Origin of the sequence: Aeromonas sp. s5 (genome assembly GCF_040907865.1) — a bacterium.
GTDB classification, from domain to species: domain Bacteria; phylum Pseudomonadota; class Gammaproteobacteria; order Enterobacterales; family Aeromonadaceae; genus Aeromonas; species Aeromonas dhakensis.
Map to the genome: position 1 here is coordinate 222,004 of NZ_JBFOCO010000032.1, position 19,286 is coordinate 241,289.

A 19,286-nucleotide genomic window follows, 5' to 3' on the forward strand; every position below is an offset into this window, starting at 1 on the left:
CATGCCATTCTATCATTTAATTTCCCCATGACTGGCTTCCCCGCTAGGCTGGTCTCCTCCCCTTGCCTTGAGGATCCGTCATGCCCCACTCCCTTGTCGAACCCGCCGGCTCACGCCTGATCGCGTCGCTGACCGCCAATCCCAGCCATCAGGAGTGGCTGGAGCAGGCGCTGCAACTGGCCCTCCATAACCGCCAGCAGGGAGGCAGACCCTTTGCCGCCCTGCTGGTGCAAGGCAACCAGCTGGTGACCAGCGCCGTCAACGGCATGCACCAGGATGGCGACCCCACCCGCCACGCCGAGCTGGAAGCCCTGCGCCAGGCCAGCCAGGTCGGGCCGCTGGCGGGCGCCATCGTCTACGCCAGCGGTCACCCCTGCCCCATGTGCCTGAGTGCCCTGGTGATGAACGGCATCGCCGCCGTCTATTACGCCTTCGATAACGAGGATGCGGCCCCGTTCGGCTTTGACAGCACGGCCGCCTACCAGAAGCTGGGCCTGCCCCTCGCGCCGCCCCCCCTGCCGCTTATCAAGCTGCCGAGCCCGCTGGCCGCCGCCGAGCTCTATGGTGCACCAGACCATGGTTGAGGCCCGTATCGATACGCGCCAGCAGCAGGCCCTGCTAGTGCTGGTGATCCTGATCGGGCTCAACCTGCGGCCGTTTCTCACCGCCATCGGCCCCCTGAGCCGCGACATTGCCGAGGCGCTCGGGCTCGGCATGGATACCCTGGCCTGGCTGACCCTGCTGCCGCTCTGGCTCATCGGCGGCGGCGTACTGCTCACCCCGGCCCTGCGCAGTCGCAGCGGGCCGCACCAATTGCTGGGGGCGGCCCTGCTGCTGCTGGGCATGGGCAGTGCCATGCGCTTCGAGGCAGGCAGCGGCGCCCTGCTCATCGCCAGCGCCGCCCTCTGCGGGCTGGGCTCGGCCCTGGTGCAGGGGGTGCTGCCCGGTCTCATCAAGCAGGCGTTCACGCAGAAGGTACCGCTGGTGATGGGCATCTTCTCGGCCTGCATGATGGGAGGCGGGGCGCTGGGTGCCAGCCTCACCCCGCAGCTCGCCGCCCGGCTCGACTGGTCCCAGGCGCTGGCGCTGTGGAGTCTGCCGGTGCTGCTGGCCATGGGTTGGCTCAGCTGGCGGGTACGGCTGCCCGCAGCGCCGGTGGCGGTATCCGGCAGCGGCGAGCAGCGCCTCATCAGCCTGCCCCGCAGCTGGCTGCTGATAAGCTGCTTTGGCATCATCAACAGCGGTTACGGCATCGTGGTGGCCTGGCTGGCGCCGGCCTACATGGCACTGGGCTGGAGCCCCCAGCAGGGGGGCGAGCTGGTGGCCTGGCTGGCGCTGGCCCAGACCGTGAGCGGCCTCGGCCTGCCGCTGCTGGCCGCCCGCCGGCTCGACCGCCGACCCTGGATGGGATTGGCCATCGCCATGCAACTAGTAGGCTTTGGCGGCCTCTGGCTGGCGCCGACTGCCGCCCCCATCCTCTGGTGCATGCTGTGCGGCGCCGGGCTTGGCGGCAGCTTCTCCCTCATCATGGTCATCGCGCTCGATCACCTGCCGGATCCGCGCCGTGCCGGCACCCTCAGCGCCCTGATGCAGGGGTTCGGCTTCATGCTGGCGGCCACCGGCCCCTGGGTGGCGGCCCGCCTGCATCACCTGAGCGGTGACTTCGCCGCCGCCTGGCAGTGGCAACTGGCCGGCCTGGTGCTGATGAGCCTGCTGGTGCTGCGACTGGATCCGCGCCGCTACCCGCGTGCCATGAAGCTGGCCACAGCCTCTCCTGCTCCTGCCCCCATCAACTGATCTGCGCTCGCCTCCTCTTTCCCGAATGAGGAGGCAAGCTCACCCCCCTGCTATTCCTTCCCATCCTTTGCTCGCTTTCCGGTATCGGGCCAGCTGAGCAAATCATCAGCAAAGAACTGCATATCCATCTGATTTATAACATATTAAACCTTCCCATATGGAGGGTTGTGCTGCCATATGAGCCCATTAAGGTAAGGCACTCAGACGAGAATTAATCTCGTTTCGTCTGACAGGGAAGAGGCTGTATTCATCAGGGAGGAGAGCGCCACGCGCCAGTGGCTTTGCTATCACACAAAGGAAATCACATGCAGACAAACACAAAATGGGCTTCTCTACTCGGTGGCTTGGCCATGCTAGGCGGTGCCATCTCACCGGTCATGGCCGACGAGTCATTCAACCTGTGGCAGGAGTGCGCCACCCGCTGCACCCTGGATCTGGCCCAGGGGGTGCGTGCCAGCCAGCTCGATGTCGCCAGCCTGCTGGGTGAACAGGCCGATTCCGGGGTACTGCACTACTCCATGGTATTGGAGGAAGGGGGAGACAGCCTCAAGCTGGCCCTCGGCAATGCGCTGACCTTGCGCACGGATGGCACCACCATCACCCTGACCAGCGCCACCGCGGGCAAGGGCCCACGCACCTACAGCTATACCCGCCAGGGACGCGGCAACTGGTCGCTGCACTGGCTGGTTCCCGTCGGCGACGATGCCCCCGCCAGCATCAAGGTCTTCTTTCACGAGCTGGATGCAGGATCCGAGGTGAGCCATATCTCCCCCATCTACAGCATCGAAGTGAGCGACGACCTGCTGCGCACCATGGCCAGCAACTCGACGCTCTTCGTCAGGCACGTGGAAAACAACGAGATCAATCGCAGCCTCACCCTCAGTGCGGCCGGAGTCGGCTTCGTGGCGGCGCCCACCCAGCACAGCCGCCAGAAACGCTGGAGCGAGTGGCACACCGGCAAGGTGTTGTGCCTGCTGGATCCGCTGGATGCGGTCTACAACTACCTGTCGCAGCGCACCTGCAACCTGGGTGATACCTGGGAAGGCAAGGTCTACCGGGTATTGGCCGGGGCACCCGCCTCTCACGACACCCATATCGTGCCGACCGCCATCAGTCATCGGCTGCACTTTGCCAAGGGAGACGGTCTGGCGGCCCTCACCACCCATCAGGTTTGCGCCATACCCCTTGAATCCCTGGCCAGAAGCCGTCAACCCAGAGGCTGGGAAGAGCTCAGCCAGTGCGGCTATCCGGTCCACAATCTCGTCACCCTCTATCTGCTGACCCGCCTGCCATGGTCCCAGCTTGATACCGTGATCACCCAGGCGCTGGCCAACACCACGCCAGAGGATGGCTCAACGCCACGAGGGCAGCTGGCGCAAGCCATTCGGGAAAACCCGGCCCAGGCACGGCTGGCCCTGAGCATGGCGGCCGCCCAGAGCGATGCCTTCAGCCACCAGCAGGCGGGCAATAGCCAAGAGCAGGCCGCCAGCGCCGACGTGGTCAATCTCACCTGCCCCGCCGCCGATCTCAACTGCCTGGCACCGGCCGACAGTGCCGATGCTCTGCAGGAGCGGGACTATCCGAACGGTGCCAGCTTCCTGGGTGACGGGGACGAGGTCAGCTTCAGCACGGCCGGTACTCGCAACTGGTCGGTGACCCGCCTGGAGCAGGCCCATCGCCAGCTGCTGGCGCGCGGTTATCTCTTCGTCGGTTATCACGGCACCTTCCTCGAAGCCGCCCACAGCATAGTGTTTGAGGGGGTGCATGAACGGGATCAATCCTCCATCGCCCCCTGGCAAGGCTTCTATGTCGCCGGCGATCCGGCCCTCGCCTACGGTTACGCCCAGGATCAGGAAGCGGATGCCCGCGGCCGTATCCGCAATGGCGTGCTGCTGCGGGTGTATGTGCCCCGCGCCGCACTGCCCCGCCTCTACGCGACCCAGCAGACCCTGGCCGATCCCGGCGCCGTCGATGAGGTCGGCCGCCTGATTGGTCACCCCCTGCCGCTGCAGCTGGAAGCCATCACAGGACCGGAAGAGGAAGGTGGACGCCTGGAAACCATTCTGGGTTGGCGGCTGGCGGAGCAGGCGGTAGTGATCCCCTCCACCATACCGACCGATCCGCGCAACGTCGGCGGCGATCTTGACCCTACCAGCGTGCCTCAAGAAGAGAGCGCCATCAGCAGCTTGCCTGATTACGCCACCCAACCCCGCGAAGACCTCTGAATCGCGGTTCATCGATACAAAAACACCGGCCTGTGGCCGGTGTTTTTTACTGTCAACGCGGGGAGTGAGAAAGCGCCTAGCGCCCCTTCTTCTGTCGCCCACCCTGACCGGCGCGCGGCTTGCCGGCGGCCGGTTTGGCCCCCTTGTTCGGGGCGCCTTTGCCTGCGCTACCTTTGGCCGAGCCGCCTTTTGCTGCGCCGCCTTTGCCCGCAGCCCCCTTGCCTGCCGGGGTCCGTTTCTCGAACGCCTCCGGGCCAGGCACGTTGGGGCGGCCACCAATCTCGTGATCGTCATCGCGCCGTGGCTTCTTGCCCGGTGCCGGCTTGCCACCTTGCACCGCAGGTGCCTTGGGTTTGCCACCCTGGGTATTGGCCGGTTGCGTCCCCTTGGCCGGTTTCACCTCGGAGGAGGAGTCTTCAATCAGCTTGAACAGCTCGATCAGCTCGTCACCGTCGAGATCGCGCCACTCGCCCACCGGCAGCCCCTTGAGGCTGACGTTCATGATGCGGATACGCTCGAGCTTGGTCACCTCGAAGCCGAAGTGCTCGCACATGCGGCGGATCTGGCGGTTCAGCCCCTGCACTAGCGTGATGCGAAACACGAACGGCGCCTCTTTCTTCACCTTGCACTTCTTGGTGACGGTGCCGAGGATCGGCACCCCGGCCGCCATCCCTTTGATAAAGTCGTCGGTCACCGGCTTGTCGACGGTCACCAGATACTCTTTCTCGTGATCGTTGCCCGCCCGCAGGATCTTGTTGACCAGATCGCCGTGGTTGGTCAGGAAGATGAGCCCTTGGGAGTCCTTGTCGAGCCGGCCGATGGGGAAGATGCGGGTGCTGTGGTTGACGAAGTCGACGATGTTGTCCTTCTCCCCCGCTTCCGTGGTGGAGACGATGCCCACCGGCTTGTTGAGGGCGATGAAGACCAGGCTGTCCGCCTCGCGCGGCTCGATCACCTGGCCGTTGACCTTGACCAGATCCCCGGCAAACACCTGATCCCCCACCCCGGCCCGTTTGCCGTTGATGAAGACGCAGCCCTGCTCGATGAAACGATCGGCCTCGCGACGCGAGCAGATGCCGCTCTCGCTGATGTATTTGTTCAGACGCATGGATTCATCAGCCAGCATGGGTCACCTGCCAGCGGCCCACGGCCTGCGCATGTCTCATCAGAGCGCGGGATGGCCGGCTCACCAGGTCAAAATTGTGCATATCACTCCATCTTTAAAACCGGCCTAGGTCGGCCTTGTCAGCAAAAAACGCCGGCACATTAGCACATTGCTCTGCCGCACACGCAGGATAGTTGCACCCGGCCCCTCCCGCTTCCCGCAAAATGCGCGCCGCGTCACGCCAAAACGGCGCGCCATGCGTCCCCATATAACGGCTCAGCAGGCGGCAAGTGCCGCCATGAAAGCGCCTTATCCCCAGCCCGGACAATGCCCAAAGCCTCACCTCCTGGCGCCCCTCATCTGCCTCATCCTGGCCTGCTGCCTGTACTTATCACCTTGTTTCCCTTAGGCTTTAAGCCAGCTTTCGAGCTTGAGTACGGCCGCCGTGGACGCGGGGCCGCCCCTCTTTTATCAGTGCCAAGGACTCTCCCATGCTGGCTCGCACCCGCCGCCTCGTTCGCCGCCTTCTTCTCAGCCTGCTGGGCTTGCTGCTGCTCGGCTGGGCCTTGGTAGCCTACTTCGCCTGGCAGGCAGCGCCGCTGCAGCCCTGGCACACCCTGGTGCCGCCCGAGCTCAGCGCCGAGCAGCTCGATGACAGCGACTGGCAGGCCTATCTGGCCCACGAGCAGCAGCTGTTCGAGCTGGTGACCAAGGAAGTGATCGCCAGAACGCCGCCGGAGCAGCAGCTCGACAGCAATCGCTACTATCAGGATGCCCCCATCAATCCGGCTCATTTCGAAACTGACTGGAACCGCTCCTATCTGCTGCGGCCAAGCGGCGAGGTGAAAGGGGTGGCGGTGTTCCTGCACGGTTTGACCGACTCCCCCTACAGCCTGCGCCACCTGGCCCAGCGCTACCGCGAGCAGGGCTTCATCGCCCTGGGGCTGCGCATTCCGGGCCACGGTACCGTGCCGGCCGGGCTGGTCGATATCGACTGGGAGACCTGGCTGGCCGCCACCCGGCTGGCGGTGCGCGAAGCCAAAGTGCTGGCGCCAAGCCCGCTGCCGCTGCATCTGGTGGGGTTTTCCAACGGCGGCGCGCTGGCGGTGAAATATGCGCTCGATGCGGAAGGTGACAAGAGAGGGGCACTGGCAAGGCCCGATCGACTGGTGCTCATCTCCCCCATGATAGGGGTGACCCGCTTTGCCCGCTTCGCCGGCCTCAAGGCGGTGCCCGCCCTGCTGCCCGCCTTTGCCAGCGCCGCTTGGCTCGACACCATGCCGGAGTTCAACCCCTTCAAATACAACTCGTTTCCGGTCAACGGCGCACGCCAGTCCTACCGGCTGACCCACGTCATCCAGCAGCAGGTGCGTGAGCAGGCTGCCAGCGGCACACTCGCGGCCTTCCCGCCCACCCTCACCTTCCAGTCGGTGATGGACTACACCGTCAGTACCCGCTCCATCATCGCCGATCTCTATCACTTCCTGCCTGCCAACGGCAGCGAGCTGGTGCTGTTCGACATCAACCGCGGCACCCTGTTCGGCCCGCTGCTGAGCAGCGCCTCCGAGCTGGCGCTGAGCCACCTGCTGCCGCGCCCGCCGCTCTCCTACCGGCTGACAGTGGTGGGCAATCAGGCTCCCGCCAGCACCCGCACCCAGGCCAGCAGCTTGCCGGCCGGCGGTGGGCCTGAGCAGATCCAGCCTCTCGACATCGACTACCCCAGGGAGATCTACTCCCTCTCCCACGTGGCCCTGCCCTTCCCGATGGATGACCCCCTCTATGGTATGGCGCCACGGCCCGAACAGCGCGAGCAATACGGCATCAATTTGGGGGGGTTGGCCCTGCGCGGTGAGCGCGGGGTGCTGATCGTCAACCCCGGCGCCCTCACCCGCACCTCCTCCAACCCCTTCTTCCCCTATCTGCAGCAGAAGGTGATAGAGACGCTGACAGCGCCTGCCCAACCGCCGGCCGGCAAACAGCCAACCCCGGTCTGGGACAGCGAAGACGAGGCCGCCTATCAGGCGGAGCGGGAACAGTTTCTACAGGATGCGCAGGAGAACGAGGCTCCCTTCTAGGGCCCTTGTCAGGACCCGTTGCGGCTGTGTGTCAGGATGCGGTTAGCGCGGAGCCTCTCATCACTTGCCCCGATCGTCCCGGCAGGGCGACATCCACCGGCCGTCACCCGATGCCAAGCGCCATCAGGGATAACGGCTGATCTCAATCAGGTTCTGGTCCAGATCCAGGCAGTAGACCGACTCGATGGGGCCGCAGGCTCCGCTCTTGGTCACCGGCCCCTCCACAATCTCCACCCCGTGGCAATGGAGCTGGGCGATGACCTGTTCCAGCGGCCAGCGGGTGATGAGGCAGAGATCCCCCGAGCCCACCTGCGCCCGGTTGCGCGGCTCCTGCCCCAGCAGTTGCAGATTGATCTTCTGGTTGCCAAAGCGCAGGGCCCGGCGCCCCGCCCCAAAGGTGATGGCTTCCATGTTGAGCACCGAGCTGTAAAACGCGACGGCCCGCTCGATATCACTGACCGTCAATACCAGATGGTCGATATGGCTGATCATGTCCCCTCCTGGCTGATGTGTGTCGATAGCGCTGGCCAGACAGACTGGCTTGTGGGCCCCCTCATCATACCCAATTGCCCACCTGGCAACTGTGCCGAATGGCGCAAAGATGGCCGAGCAGAGCCGCTAGCTGAGTGAAGGCGGCATTGGCCTTCTCTGCTGCGTACCACACGCCTGGTCACGCTGGGCCAGCAGGGTTTCATCATCACTGTCCATCGCAGCCAGAATGGCCTGATTGCAGGCGCGCTCAGCCTGCCGGGCAGCATCCGGTTTACTCTCGCGAATATCGGCGATCATGGGGCGGTAGTTAACTGAAGCGGCGCAATACATGGCGCGATACTGAGGCTGCTGCGAGTGGCTGTCGTCCTGGCGGGACAACTGATCGCACAGCTTGCTAAATAGCGCCGCCTTGACGGTGCATTGGCTGAAGCGCCGTGCATCCTGCTCATAACTGTGGCAGACGCTTTTCGGCTGCAGCTGCCAAAACTGGAAGGCAAAGGGGATTTGTTCCCCCTCATACTCCACCACCAGCAACTTGAGCTCAGTGCCATAAATATCCGATACCTGCTGCTGTACCAGATTGAGATAAGCCGAGAAGAGATAAGAAACCGGATCCATCACCACCTCCTTGTGGTTACCACTACCGAGTTGTATCACGGAAAATCGGGGCAATTTTCAAACGAGTAACAGGCGACAACAGCTTACTGATTTGGTTGGAAAAAATGATACTCTTCTCGCCACCCTCATGTACAACGTTCAAGGCCAGTGTTCGATGCAACAATGTGGTATTTATGAACAACTCATTACTCAACTGCTGACATCTCGACTCGACCGCGAGCGCTTTTACGTAGGGGAACGCCAGCTTGAACCTGCCGAAGCGGCAGTCTGGTTATCCAGATTTCTGAGTCGTGTTTTGGAATATGCAGTGGGTTCTGTTACTGGAGAAGATCAGCTGCAACGGCAGATTGAGCTGGCTAACCAGTTATTGCTTTGGCTAAAAGATTGCACCCAAGACCCAGATTTTATTGGCGAGAACCTCATCGATAGTCAGGGGAAAATTCTGACGGCGCTCTACCAGTTGGATAACCCCATCTCTGCCAATTTAAAGCAATATGCCGAAGATATTTTTCCTCTGACCGGTCTAACGCAAAGTGAGCTGTTCTGCGGCAGCAATGCGGGTTTGTCGATGGAGTCGGAGATTAAACGGGAGATATTATCGGCAGATAACATCTGTTGGCTGGTCTCATTTATCAAATGGGCAGGGATCCGTATTTTCCGTCATGAGCTGGAAGAGTTCACCCGCAGCGGCCACCAATTAAAAGTAATTACTACCTCTTATATGGGTGCAACCGACGCCAAGGCAGTTGAATTTTTAGCCAGCCTCCCCAATACCGAAGTCAAACTCAGCTATAACACCCAGCGTGAGCGGTTGCATGCCAAAAGTTATCTATTTTGCCGAAATACCGGCTTTCATACCGGCTATATAGGTTCATCCAACCTCTCTCATTCTGCCCTCACCAGCGGCTTGGAGTGGAACCTAAAAATCACCTCGCAAGAGATCCCTCATATTATCGATAAATCCCTAAGTACCTTTGAAACCTATTGGGAATCCGATGATTTTGAGCTGTTTGATGGCAAGCTCGAAAGCCGAACAAAATTGCAGCATGCGCTGCAAGAGGCCCGTGGGGATGGGGACAAAAATAGCCCTGCCTATTTCTTTGATATCGCGCCATTTCCCCATCAACAGGAGATCCTTGAGCAATTGGCGATGGAGCGCACTTTACACCAGCGCTTCCGTAACTTGGTGGTTGCGGCCACCGGAACAGGGAAAACCCTGATCTCCGCTTTTGATTTTGCGCGTTTTCTGAAAACCAAACCCGACGCCAAGTTCCTGTTTGTCGCCCACAAAGAGGAGATTTTACGCCAAGCATTGGCCTCATACCGCGGAGTGCTCAAGCAATCCAATTTTGGCGAACTCTTGGTCGGCGGTGCCGTGCCTACTCACTACCGTCAGCTATTTGCCTCGGTGCAATCCTTGAATAACCAGCTGGCTAATTTACGTCTTAGCCCAGACTATTTCGATTACATCGTCATCGATGAGGTTCACCATATTGCAGCGGTCAGTTATCGTGGTCTGCTCGCTGCCTTTGAACCTCACATTCTGTTGGGATTAACCGCAACGCCAGAGCGCCATGATGGCGGTGATATCCTCGCTGACTTTTGTGGTGTCATCGCAGCGGAGATTCGTTTACCAGAGGCCATCAATCGTCGCCATCTCTGCCCGTTCCAATATTTTTGTATCGATGATGATACTGACTTGCGCCAAGTGACTTGGAAAAATGGTCGTTATGACATCACTGAGCTCACCAATATCTATACCCATAATCAACAGCGGGTGCAGAAAATAGTCCAGAGCCTCTATGAGATCGTCACCGATATTACCAAGATCAAAGCGCTGGCATTTTGTGTGAGCCGGGAACATGCCGATTTTATGTGCAAAGCATTTTTATTGAAGGGCATCAAGGCTGACATCCTCACCAGCGATAACCGAGACGAGCGCCATAGCAAACAACAAGATTTGCGTACCGGCGTTATCAGTATTCTCTGCGCGGTGGACATCTTCAACGAAGGGGTTGATATCCCGGAAGTCGATACCTTGCTGTTTTTACGACCAACGGAAAGCCTCACCATTTTCTTGCAGCAATTAGGGCGGGGCCTGCGGCTGGCGAGCGATAAAGAGTGCTGCACCGTGTTGGACTTTGTTGGGAATGCCCATGCGGAGTATGACTTTGCCCAGAAATTCCGGGCACTGGTGGGTAAAACCAATAAGGCGATCAGCCACGAGATCAAACAAGGCTTCCCTCACGCCCCCTTGGGCTGCCGCATCGAACTCTCAAAACAGACCCAAGAGTTCATTCTGAGCAATATCAAGAAAGCGACCCTCAATACCTCGCGCCTCATGGGCCTGATCCGCCGTTTCTCACAGGATTGCAATTTACCGCTGACACTGGCGAATTTTTTGAAGTTCTACCCTCACATCAGCCTTGAGGAGATCTACAAACGCGGTAACTGGAGCGCCTTGGTCAGACAGGCCCGCAACCACACCGTTTCTGAAATGAGCGATGAGAAGCTATCTACCCTCTATACCCGGGCTATCAGAACCCGGCTATTGGGTTGTGATGCGCTCCATTACTTGAACTTCTTACAAACCTTGGTGGAAAGCGCCTTTACCTTAACGCCTGAGCACGATGAACGTATGGCCTTGATGTGCCATTACGACTTCTGGCAACAGAGCGGCCCCAACGCAGGCTTTAGCTCCTTGGCGCACAGCCTGAAACAACTCAATCAACCAGAGTTGAGGGCCGAGCTGGCAGATCTGTTGCCCATGCTGGTCAACCGGGTGCAACACGAACAAAGCGCCATGCCAAACCTTCCGGGTAATCCGCTGCAACTGCATGCTCGCTATGCCAGAGAGCAGGTGCTGGTTGGCTTTGGCGCGACCACCTTCGCGCAGCAACCCACGGCTCGCGAAGGGGTGTATGTCATCGCAGAACAAAATATTGAGTTGCTGTTCGTGACCTTGAACAAAGCGGAACAGCACTTCTCCCCCACTACCCGTTATCACGACTACGCCATCAACGAGTCGCTGTTTCATTGGCAGAGCCAAAACAGCGCTCGCCCAGAACGGGGTAAGGGGCTGAGTTACATAAACCACAGAGCAGAGGGTAAGCGCTTGTTTCTGTTCGTCCGCGAGCAGAGCAAAGATGAATTTGGCCGCCCCCTTGGCTTTGTGAACTTTGGTGAGGTGGAGTACGTATCCCACACTGGCAGCCAACCGATGAACATTAAATGGCGTCTCAGTACCCCGATGCCGCCATTTATGTGGAAGGATGCAGCAAAATTGGCCGTTGGCTAAACGACTAAACAACAAACGGCTCACCATTGGCGAGCCGTGTTGGTCTGGGTCAGCAGGGGATCCGCTCGATGCGGCCGCCGCTCAGTTTGAAGAAGGCATCCTGCGGCAGCTCCTGCAGCCAGGTGGTGGTGTAGTCCAAATCCGCATAGGCGCCGCGCAACATGGAGCCAAACAGCACGTGAGAGACCACGATGGCGCGCTCAGCGATGCGCTCATCCTGCAGCCAGCTCAGCGCCCGGCCCTGAATGCTCTGAAAACTCTCCCCCTCTGGGGCCTGCAGGTACCAGTCTGGCTGCTCCAGATCGAGCTCGGGGTGGGCCGCCAGCAGCTCGGGTACCCGGCGACTCTCCCACTCTCCCATCCCCAACTCCACCAGCCGCTCGTCCCAGACGATACGCGCTTGGTCCAAGCCAAGCTGCTGGCACACCCGCTCCGCGGTCTGGCGCGCCCGGCCGAGGGGGCTGGCGTAAATGGTCCAGTCGGCGGGCTCGGCCAGCAGCTTGGCCAGACGGGCCCCCATGGCGAGGGCTTGGGCTTCGCCCTTGGCGGTCAGTTCGGAGTTGCAGCGCCCCTGCAGTCGCAGTTCGGCGTTGTAACGGGTCTGGCCGTGGCGCAGCAGATAGAGGGTACGGGACATGGTTTCTCCAGCAGGTTCAACGAGATAACAAAAACAAGAGAGGCATGGTAGCAGATGTGCCGGGGCAGCCAAGGCACAGACGGGGGAAAGAAAAAAACAAAACGGGTCAATGGTGACCCGTTTATGCCGGCAGGCTCCGTGCTCAGCCCTTCTTGATCTCCCGCAGATAGCGGTAGATGGAGTGAACCGAGATGCCGAGCTGGCGAGCCGCTATCTGGGCGCTGTCCTTGAGTTCGAAGATGCCGAGCTCGTGCAGCTGGTTGACCATGACCCGGGTCTTCTGGGACGGGGGCACCGCCTCGTTGCCGCGCACCTCGGCACTGACGGTGTCGATGGTGCTGTTGAGGGCCTCGTCGATGTTGCGGGCAAACACCTCCGGGGTAGCATGCCCATCGTGGCCGTGCAGGCACTCCGGCATCATGGTGCGCAGCACGGATTGCAGCGGTGCATCCATGTCGGTGTTGATGCAGAGCAGACCGATGGCCTGCCCCTCGCCGTTGCGAATGACGGTGGTGAGCGAGCGCAGCGTCTTGCCGGTGGCGCACTTGGTCATGTAGGGGCTGGAGATATCCTGCCCGCTCTTGAGTTTCATCATCGCCAGGTTGGTGATGGGGGCTCCGACGCTGCGCCCCGTGATATGGCCGTTGGCAATCTTGATGATCGACGGATTACGCGCATCCAGGCTATGCAGCAGCACCTCGGTGTGCTGACCATACATGGCGGCGATGCCGTCCACGATGATCTCCATCGCCTTGAGGATCTCGAAATCGGTCTGACTCAGCTCTTGCAGCTTCACATTGAAACCTTATAAAAGGGCCGCCGACCCGGGCAAGGGCGGCAGCCGACAGGGACACTCAGGCGGACATGATATCAATAATGGTGCTGTCTGTGGCAGACATGCCGTCTTTGACCATCTGGCCCACGTTGCGAATGGTCTGCTCCACGTTGCCCGCCACGATCCCCTGCCCCGACACTGCATGGCTGTTGAGCGCCATCAGGAAGCCGCGCACCGCCGCCCCGGAGGAAGTGCTCACCTTCATGGCGCAGGAGGCCTTGGCGCCGTCGCACACCATGCCGGCGCTGTCGCTCAGCACGTTCTGGATGGCGTGGCAGGATTGCTCGAAACTGCCGCCCGCCAGGTAGACCATGGCCATGGCCGCCGCCGCGCTGGTGACCGTATTGCCGCAAAAGGCCGACAGCGGCGGATAGTGGGACTTGATGTAGATGGCCCCCAGGTGGCTCATGATGAGGGCGCGGGCCAGCTGCTCTTCGCTGGCACCGAAGCGCTCGGCGATGACCACCACCGGGATGGTGGCGGCGATGCCCTGGTTGCCGCTGCCGAAATTGCTCATGGCCGGCAGGCTGGCCCCCCCCATGCGGGCATCGGAGGCCGCCGCGGTGCGCATCACGATGCGGTTCATCACGTCCTCGCCGATGAGACCGGCCTGGATGTTCTGCTGCATGGTGCGGCCGATCTCGAGGCCATAGGGGTTGTTCATCCCCTCGTCGGAGAGTTTGCCGTTGAGCTCGGAGGCCTGCAGGATAAAGCGGATCTGCTCGAACTCCACCTGGGTGGCGAACTCATGAATGGCGGAGATGCTGATGTCGACCCCGTCGCAGATGGCGCCGGTGGCGCCGCCCTGGCCCTGCTCGGCCGTGAAGGTCACTTCATCATTGCGGCGCTGCTCGACGATGCGGGTATGGCCGCCGCACAGGGTCACCTCGGCGCTGTGCTCGGTGCCCTCTGCATCAAGGCCCAGCAAGCGGACCCGGCAATAGATGAACTCGGGGGCCGAGGTGCGGCTCACCTGCACCTGGCCTGCATCGATCAACGCCTGCGCCTCTGCAACCTGAGCCGGCGTGATGGCGGCCAGCACCTCCAGCCCGGCCTCGGCGTTGCCGCCGATGGCGCCGGCGGCAGCGGCAATGGCCAGCCCGATCTTGCCGGTGCCCGGTACATAGACCCCCATGGAGTTCTTGTAGAGGTTGTCCGAGACCACCACCTCCAGCCGGACGGGCTTGCAGCCCAGTTGCCGGGCGGCGACGGCGGCGGCATAAGCGGCGGCGATGGGCTCGGTACAACCCAGCGCCGGTTTGACAACCTGTTGAATAATCTGCAGATACTGCTGCCACGCTTGCTTCATCAGAACACCCTTTCTATCAACATTAACCAGCGATGTGTGCGATCGCTTCCACTTCCACCCTGACACCCATCGGCAGATCCTTCACGGCAAAGCAGCTGCGGGCCGGACAATCTTTCAGGAAATAGCGTTTATAAACCTCGTTGAACGCGGCAAAATCACTGATCTCGGCGAGATAGCAGGTGGTCTTGAGCACGGTATCCAGGTTGCCGCCGGCGGCCTCCAAGACATGCTTGAGGTTCTCCAGCGCCTGACGGCTCTGGGCCTCGATGCCCCCTTCCACTACGCCGCCCTGCTGTTTGCACACCGGCAGCTGGCCAGAGGTAAAAATGAGGTCGCCATAGGCTGTGCCATGGCTGTAGGGACCGATGGCATCGGGTGCGGCATCCGCCACTATGATCTTTTTCATATCGCCACTCCTTAAAATGCAATTATTTTTGCAATCATTTGTAATCAACAGTCTTGTCTTGTTCAATATTATTTGCTCATTAATCATTTCATTCAACAAAAACCTGCAAAAACAGCGATAAATTCGGTAATAGTGCAAATGGAAAGCGTGATCAGCCTCCCTTTTTGGGTACAAGAGCGATAAAAGACATTGTTTTGCCACTTTTTATTCAACTATATTTGCACTTGATTTTTACCCCTACAAAAACAAGGTATTTTATGGACGCGCACAGTACGACACTCACCCGGCCCGTGATGGGCACGCTGGAATGGAAAGAAGCGGTTCGTTTTGACAGCACCGACTGGGGCTGGGTCATCATGAGCATCGGCATGGCCATCGGGGCGGGGATCGTCTTCCTGCCGGTGCAGGTGGGATTGATGGGGCTGTGGGTGTTTTTGCTGTCGGCGGTGATCGGCTACCCGGCCATGTACATGTTCCAGCGCCTCTTCATCAATACCCTGGCCACCTCGCCCGAGTGCAAGGACTACCCCAGCGTCATCAGCGGCTACCTCGGCAAGAACTGGGGCGTGCTGCTCGGCGCCCTCTACTTCGTGATGCTGGTGATCTGGGTATTCGTCTACTCCACCGCCATCACTAATGACAGCGCCTCCTTCCTGCAAAGCTTCGGGGTCACCCAGCAACTGCTCTCCGAGAATCCCTTCTACGGGCTGGTGCTGATCTGCGCCCTGGTGGCGCTGGCATCGCGCGGCGAGAACCTCTTGTTCAAGATCTCCACCTTCATGGTGCTGACCAAGATCAGCGTGGTGGCAGTGCTCGGCCTGATGATGGTGGGCAAATGGGATGCCGCCAACATCACCGCCATGCCGGCCAGCGGTGACTGGCTGAAGGATGCCATCGTCATGCTCCCCTTCACCCTCACCTCCATTCTCTTCATCCAGAGCCTGAGCCCCATGGTGATCTCCTACCGCTCGCGGGAAAAATCCCTGGAAGTGGCCCGCTTCAAGGCGATGCGCGCCATGAACATCGCCTTCAGCATCCTGTTCGTGGTGGTGTTCTTCTACGCCGTCTCCTTCACCCTGGCCATGGGCCACGAGCAGGCGGTCAAGGCTTCCGAGGAGAACATCTCGGCGCTGGCCATGGTGGCCCAGGGCATGCCGGGCCAGACCCTCAAACTCTTGAGCCTGACCCTCAACATCTTCGCGGTGATGACCGCCTACTTCGGCGTCTATCTCGGCTTTCGCGAGGCCTGCCAGGGGCTGGCGATGAACCTGCTGCGCCGGGTGATGCCAGAAGATCGCATCAACAAGGGGCTCGTAGGCAAGGGCATCATGGTGTTCACCGTGCTGCTCTCCTGGGGGGCCATCGTGCTCAACGCCCCGGTGCTGAGCTTCACCTCCATCTGCAGCCCCATCTTCGGCATGGTGGGTTGCCTCATCCCGGCCTACCTGGTCTATCAGGTGCCAGCGCTGCACAAGTACAAGGGGGTCTCCCTCTACATCATCATCGTCACCGGTCTGCTGCTCTGCGTCTCGCCCTTCCTCGCCTTCAACTGATCTGCCGGCACCCTGTGTCATCGGCGGCGGGCCACCCTGAGGGTGGCCCGTCTGTTTGACCCATTCAGCCCCCTTCCTGAGTGAAAAAGCCAAGAGGATCACAACTTCCACCGCCCTTCCAACCGAGCCTCCCCGGCGAGGAGTAATATCCAGCCATCCCGCTACACGCCCCCCTCGGGGCCCGAGGCTTCATATGAAATGGATATTCATGCCCGCCATCCGGCTCGGCAATCAGCTCTCCTTCAAGTACAAGTTTTTGCTCTGGTCCTGCCTGATGCTGCTGCCGCTCGCCTACAGCATGACCAACCTGCTGGGCCGGCTGCAGGACGACAATGCCCAGGCCCGCAAGGAGCTGGCCGGCGTGGTCAAGCTGGCGCCGCTGCCCGCCATCGAACAGGCCCTGCTGACCCATCGCAACCTGGTCACCCGGCACGGCTATGAGCAGAATCCGGTCGACGAAGAGGAGGTCAAGGCCGCGGCCCGGGCCGTCGATGCGAGCCTGGCCGCCTTCGCCGCCACCAAACAGCAAAACCCCACCTTCGATGCCCTCGCCCAGGGCTGGGCCGGCCTGCAAAACGAGGCGCTCGGGCTCGAGGTGGATCAGAGCAACCTGCGCCACGACAAGCTGCTGACCGAGGTGCGCCACCTCTACAAGAGCATTACCGCCGCCAGCAGCCTGGTGCAGGATCCCGCGCTCGGCACCTACTACATGGTGGTGCTCGCCAGCGAGCGGCTACCGCAACTGCGCGACCTGCTGGCCCAGGTGCGGGACAGGGCCGCCACCATCGCCGACTTCGGCCTGTTTCAGGCCCAAGGGTATAGCGCCCTGCGCTTTCGCCTCGACCTCATCAACGCCACCCTGCAGGAGCTTGAGGCCGACCTGACCCTGCTCTACGAGATGGCGCCCACCTATCGCAGCGAGCTGGGCCAGCAGACCGACGCCCTGCTGCAGCAGGCCCATCAGGGGGTCGACACCCTGGAAAACAAGATGATGAAGGATCAGCAGGTGCAGCTCTCCAGCAAGGAGGTGCTGGCGCTGGGGGATGGGCTGGATGCCGCCATCACGGCGCTGGCCGGTCAGGTGCGCCAGCGGCTGGAGGCGGATCTGCACCAGCGCATGACCGCCAACCAGCGCCACTTCTGGTGGGTGACCGGGCCGCTGACCGCCATTCTGCTGGTCTATCTCTACCTGATGATCGGCGCCTACCTCTCCTTGCGCGCCACCGTGGGCCGGGTGCGGGAGATCGCCGCCCGGGTCAACGCCCAGGATCTCGGCCAGCAGATCGAGATCGTCGGCCAGGATGAGCTGGCCGCCATCAGCCGGGATTACAACATAACCCTGCAGACCCTGCGCACCCTGATGCTGCGGGTGCGGGAGAACGGCGTCAGCGTGGTGGAGAGCGCCACCGAAATCGAAGCGCGGACCTGCCGCTCCCAGGAGGTGATCGCCGATCAGCAAGGGGAGACCCATCAGGTGGCCACCGCCATCAAGGAGCTGGCCGCCACCTCCCACGACATGGCGGGCAACGCCCAGCAGGCCGCCCGCATGACCCAGGAGGCGCAGGCCGTGGTGAGTCAGGGCGAGGCAGTGGTCGAGCGCACCATCACCGCCATCGACCACATCAACCGCGAGGTGCTGCGCACCGCCGAGGCCATCGGCCAGCTGGAGCAGCAGTGCAGCCAGATTGGTGGCGTCATCGGGGTCATCCGTGGTATCGCCGAGCAGACCAACCTGCTGGCCCTCAACGCCGCCATCGAGGCGGCCCGTGCCGGCGAGCAGGGGCGAGGCTTCGCGGTAGTGGCCGACGAGGTACGCTCGCTGGCCAGTCGCACCCAGGGGGCCACGGTCGAGATCCAGCAGATGATCGAGCAGCTGCAGACCGGCGCCCGCGCCTCGGTCAGCGCCATGTCCGCCGCCAGCCGCGAGGCGCAGGAGGGGGTCGGCCTCGCTCAGGAGGCCCAGCAGGCCTTTGGCGCCATCACCGAGCGGGTGGGCAGCATGGTCGACACCAACTCGGTCATTGCCAGCGCCATCGAGCAGCAGGGGGCCGTGGTCAACGAGATAGAGCGCAACGTGGTGCGCATCTCCGATGGCAGCGACGAAGCGCTGCAGGTAGCCAACGCGGCCCGCGACGCCGCCCGCCAGATCCACCAGCTCACCGAGCAGCTGCGTGCCATGGTGCAAAGCTTCGTGCTCTGAGCCGGCGCCCGTCACCCACGCCAGCCCCTTGCCGGGCTGGCTTTTTTTGCAAATTCAGACCGTCAGGCTGCATTGTTTTTCTTGGCGAAAAAAGTATCGACTAGCCATTGTGCAATGAGATGAAAGCGGGGTAATCTGCAGCCACAACAAGATTCGAACGTTACCTTTTTTCCTGCAACAGGCCCGGGGATCAGTTCGACGCCCGAGAGGCAGTTCGACGAGAGTTCGACGAGAGGAAGCTCGCATCACGACACAACCGTTCAAGCGAGGTATCGCAAATGGCGAAGTACCAGTTTTTCTCTATCCCGGCCTCCAACCGGCAGCAGTACACCTTTATCGACATGGCCTCCCCCACCTTTCTGATTGAGAAAGCCGCGCTGCTGGCGCAGGGGTTCGAGGTAGAAGAGGATTTCATCGACGCGGCCAACCCGCGCGAGGCGGTGGAGAAGTATGGCTCCAACTTCCTCTACGTGGCCGACGAGATGGGCAAGTCGGACGCCGGTTACGCCGCGGCCGTCGCCGTGCAGGCGCTCGGCAAGGCACTGCGGGGGCAAAACCGGGGCAATTGAGTAAACCAATGGATGCTACTAATCGGCAAAGCGGCGATGGCCGGCGCCCCCCAAGGAAGGGCTGTATGGAGGTGGTATTCACCTGACAGTTGCCCACAAAAGGGAGTGGTCATACGGCTTCAAACCGGATAACAAAACGGTACCCCTACCGTGTTATCCGGAGTCAC

General features: G+C 61.2%; 15 protein-coding genes. 8 read left to right on the forward strand and 7 right to left on the reverse strand.

The annotated features are described in order from the left end of the window. The first annotated feature begins 80 nt into the window (after positions 1-80). The 3 genes from AB5Y94_RS19190 (at position 81) to AB5Y94_RS19200 (ending at position 4,022) form a co-directional block, all read left to right on the forward strand. Complete coding sequence (locus tag AB5Y94_RS19190; RefSeq protein ID WP_368206326.1) at positions 81-584, forward strand: nucleoside deaminase; 504 nt, start codon at positions 81-83, stop codon at positions 582-584. Then, entirely contained in the window at positions 577-1,797 is a 1,221-nt protein-coding gene (locus tag AB5Y94_RS19195) for a cyanate transporter (RefSeq protein WP_368206327.1), read from the forward strand. The genes AB5Y94_RS19190 and AB5Y94_RS19195 overlap by 8 nt, the downstream gene beginning before the upstream one ends. Before the next feature lie 344 nt (positions 1,798-2,141). Further along, on the forward strand, positions 2,142-4,022 hold the full coding sequence (locus AB5Y94_RS19200; RefSeq protein WP_368206337.1) for an exotoxin A binding domain-containing protein: 1,881 nt from the start codon (positions 2,142-2,144) through the stop codon (positions 4,020-4,022). 76 nt (positions 4,023-4,098) lie between these two features. On the opposite strand, the gene rluF is transcribed toward AB5Y94_RS19200, so the two are convergent. Then, the gene (rluF, locus tag AB5Y94_RS19205) at positions 4,099-5,148 is read right to left on the reverse strand and encodes a 23S rRNA pseudouridine(2604) synthase RluF (protein WP_368206328.1); all 1,050 of its coding nucleotides are present in this window, start codon (positions 5,146-5,148) and stop codon (positions 4,099-4,101) included. A 470-nt stretch (positions 5,149-5,618) separates the two neighbouring features. Between rluF and AB5Y94_RS19210 the strand changes: the two genes are divergently transcribed. Then, on the forward strand, positions 5,619-7,202 hold the full coding sequence (locus AB5Y94_RS19210; protein WP_368206329.1) for an alpha/beta hydrolase: 1,584 nt from the start codon (positions 5,619-5,621) through the stop codon (positions 7,200-7,202). Between the two features lie 123 nt (positions 7,203-7,325). On the opposite strand, the gene AB5Y94_RS19215 is transcribed toward AB5Y94_RS19210, so the two are convergent. Both AB5Y94_RS19215 and AB5Y94_RS19220 read right to left on the reverse strand, forming a co-directional pair. Beyond that, positions 7,326-7,694 carry a VOC family protein gene (locus AB5Y94_RS19215; protein ID WP_201988509.1) on the reverse strand — a complete coding sequence of 123 codons (369 nt, stop codon included), beginning with the start codon at positions 7,692-7,694 and terminating at the stop codon, positions 7,326-7,328. Between the two features lie 126 nt (positions 7,695-7,820). After that, the gene (locus AB5Y94_RS19220; RefSeq protein ID WP_368206331.1) at positions 7,821-8,312 is read right to left on the reverse strand and encodes a hypothetical protein; all 492 of its coding nucleotides are present in this window, start codon (positions 8,310-8,312) and stop codon (positions 7,821-7,823) included. A gap of 154 nt (positions 8,313-8,466) precedes the next feature. Between AB5Y94_RS19220 and AB5Y94_RS19225 the strand changes: the two genes are divergently transcribed. After that, positions 8,467-11,610: a DUF3427 domain-containing protein gene (locus tag AB5Y94_RS19225; protein WP_368206338.1), complete on the forward strand. Its 3,144-nt coding sequence runs from the start codon at positions 8,467-8,469 to the stop codon at positions 11,608-11,610. A 49-nt stretch (positions 11,611-11,659) separates the two neighbouring features. Here AB5Y94_RS19225 and AB5Y94_RS19230 read toward each other — a convergent pair whose 3' ends face one another. From AB5Y94_RS19230 to AB5Y94_RS19245, 4 genes are all read right to left on the reverse strand, one after another. Continuing rightward, on the reverse strand, positions 11,660-12,247 hold the full coding sequence (locus tag AB5Y94_RS19230) for a histidine phosphatase family protein (RefSeq protein ID WP_368206332.1): 588 nt from the start codon (positions 12,245-12,247) through the stop codon (positions 11,660-11,662). Positions 12,248-12,389: 142 nt separating this feature from the next. Beyond that, positions 12,390-13,043, reverse strand: coding sequence for a transcriptional regulator (locus AB5Y94_RS19235; protein ID WP_005299461.1), 654 nt, complete (start codon positions 13,041-13,043; stop codon positions 12,390-12,392). A gap of 58 nt (positions 13,044-13,101) precedes the next feature. Next, positions 13,102-14,391: a serine dehydratase subunit alpha family protein gene (locus AB5Y94_RS19240; protein WP_368206333.1), complete on the reverse strand. Its 1,290-nt coding sequence runs from the start codon at positions 14,389-14,391 to the stop codon at positions 13,102-13,104. 22 nt (positions 14,392-14,413) lie between these two features. Then, positions 14,414-14,797, reverse strand: coding sequence for a Rid family detoxifying hydrolase (locus tag AB5Y94_RS19245; protein WP_005299455.1), 384 nt, complete (start codon positions 14,795-14,797; stop codon positions 14,414-14,416). 257 nt (positions 14,798-15,054) lie between these two features. Here AB5Y94_RS19245 and AB5Y94_RS19250 point away from each other — a divergent pair, with 257 nt between their 5' ends. From AB5Y94_RS19250 to AB5Y94_RS19260, 3 genes are all read left to right on the forward strand, one after another. After that, positions 15,055-16,350, forward strand: a complete 1,296-nt coding sequence (locus tag AB5Y94_RS19250; protein WP_368206334.1) for an aromatic amino acid transport family protein — start codon at positions 15,055-15,057, stop codon at positions 16,348-16,350. Positions 16,351-16,543: 193 nt separating this feature from the next. Beyond that, entirely contained in the window at positions 16,544-18,550 is a 2,007-nt protein-coding gene (locus AB5Y94_RS19255; protein ID WP_368206335.1) for a methyl-accepting chemotaxis protein, read from the forward strand. Positions 18,551-18,828: 278 nt separating this feature from the next. Then, entirely contained in the window at positions 18,829-19,119 is a 291-nt protein-coding gene (locus AB5Y94_RS19260; RefSeq protein ID WP_368206336.1) for a hypothetical protein, read from the forward strand. Positions 19,120-19,286 lie beyond the last annotated feature (167 nt).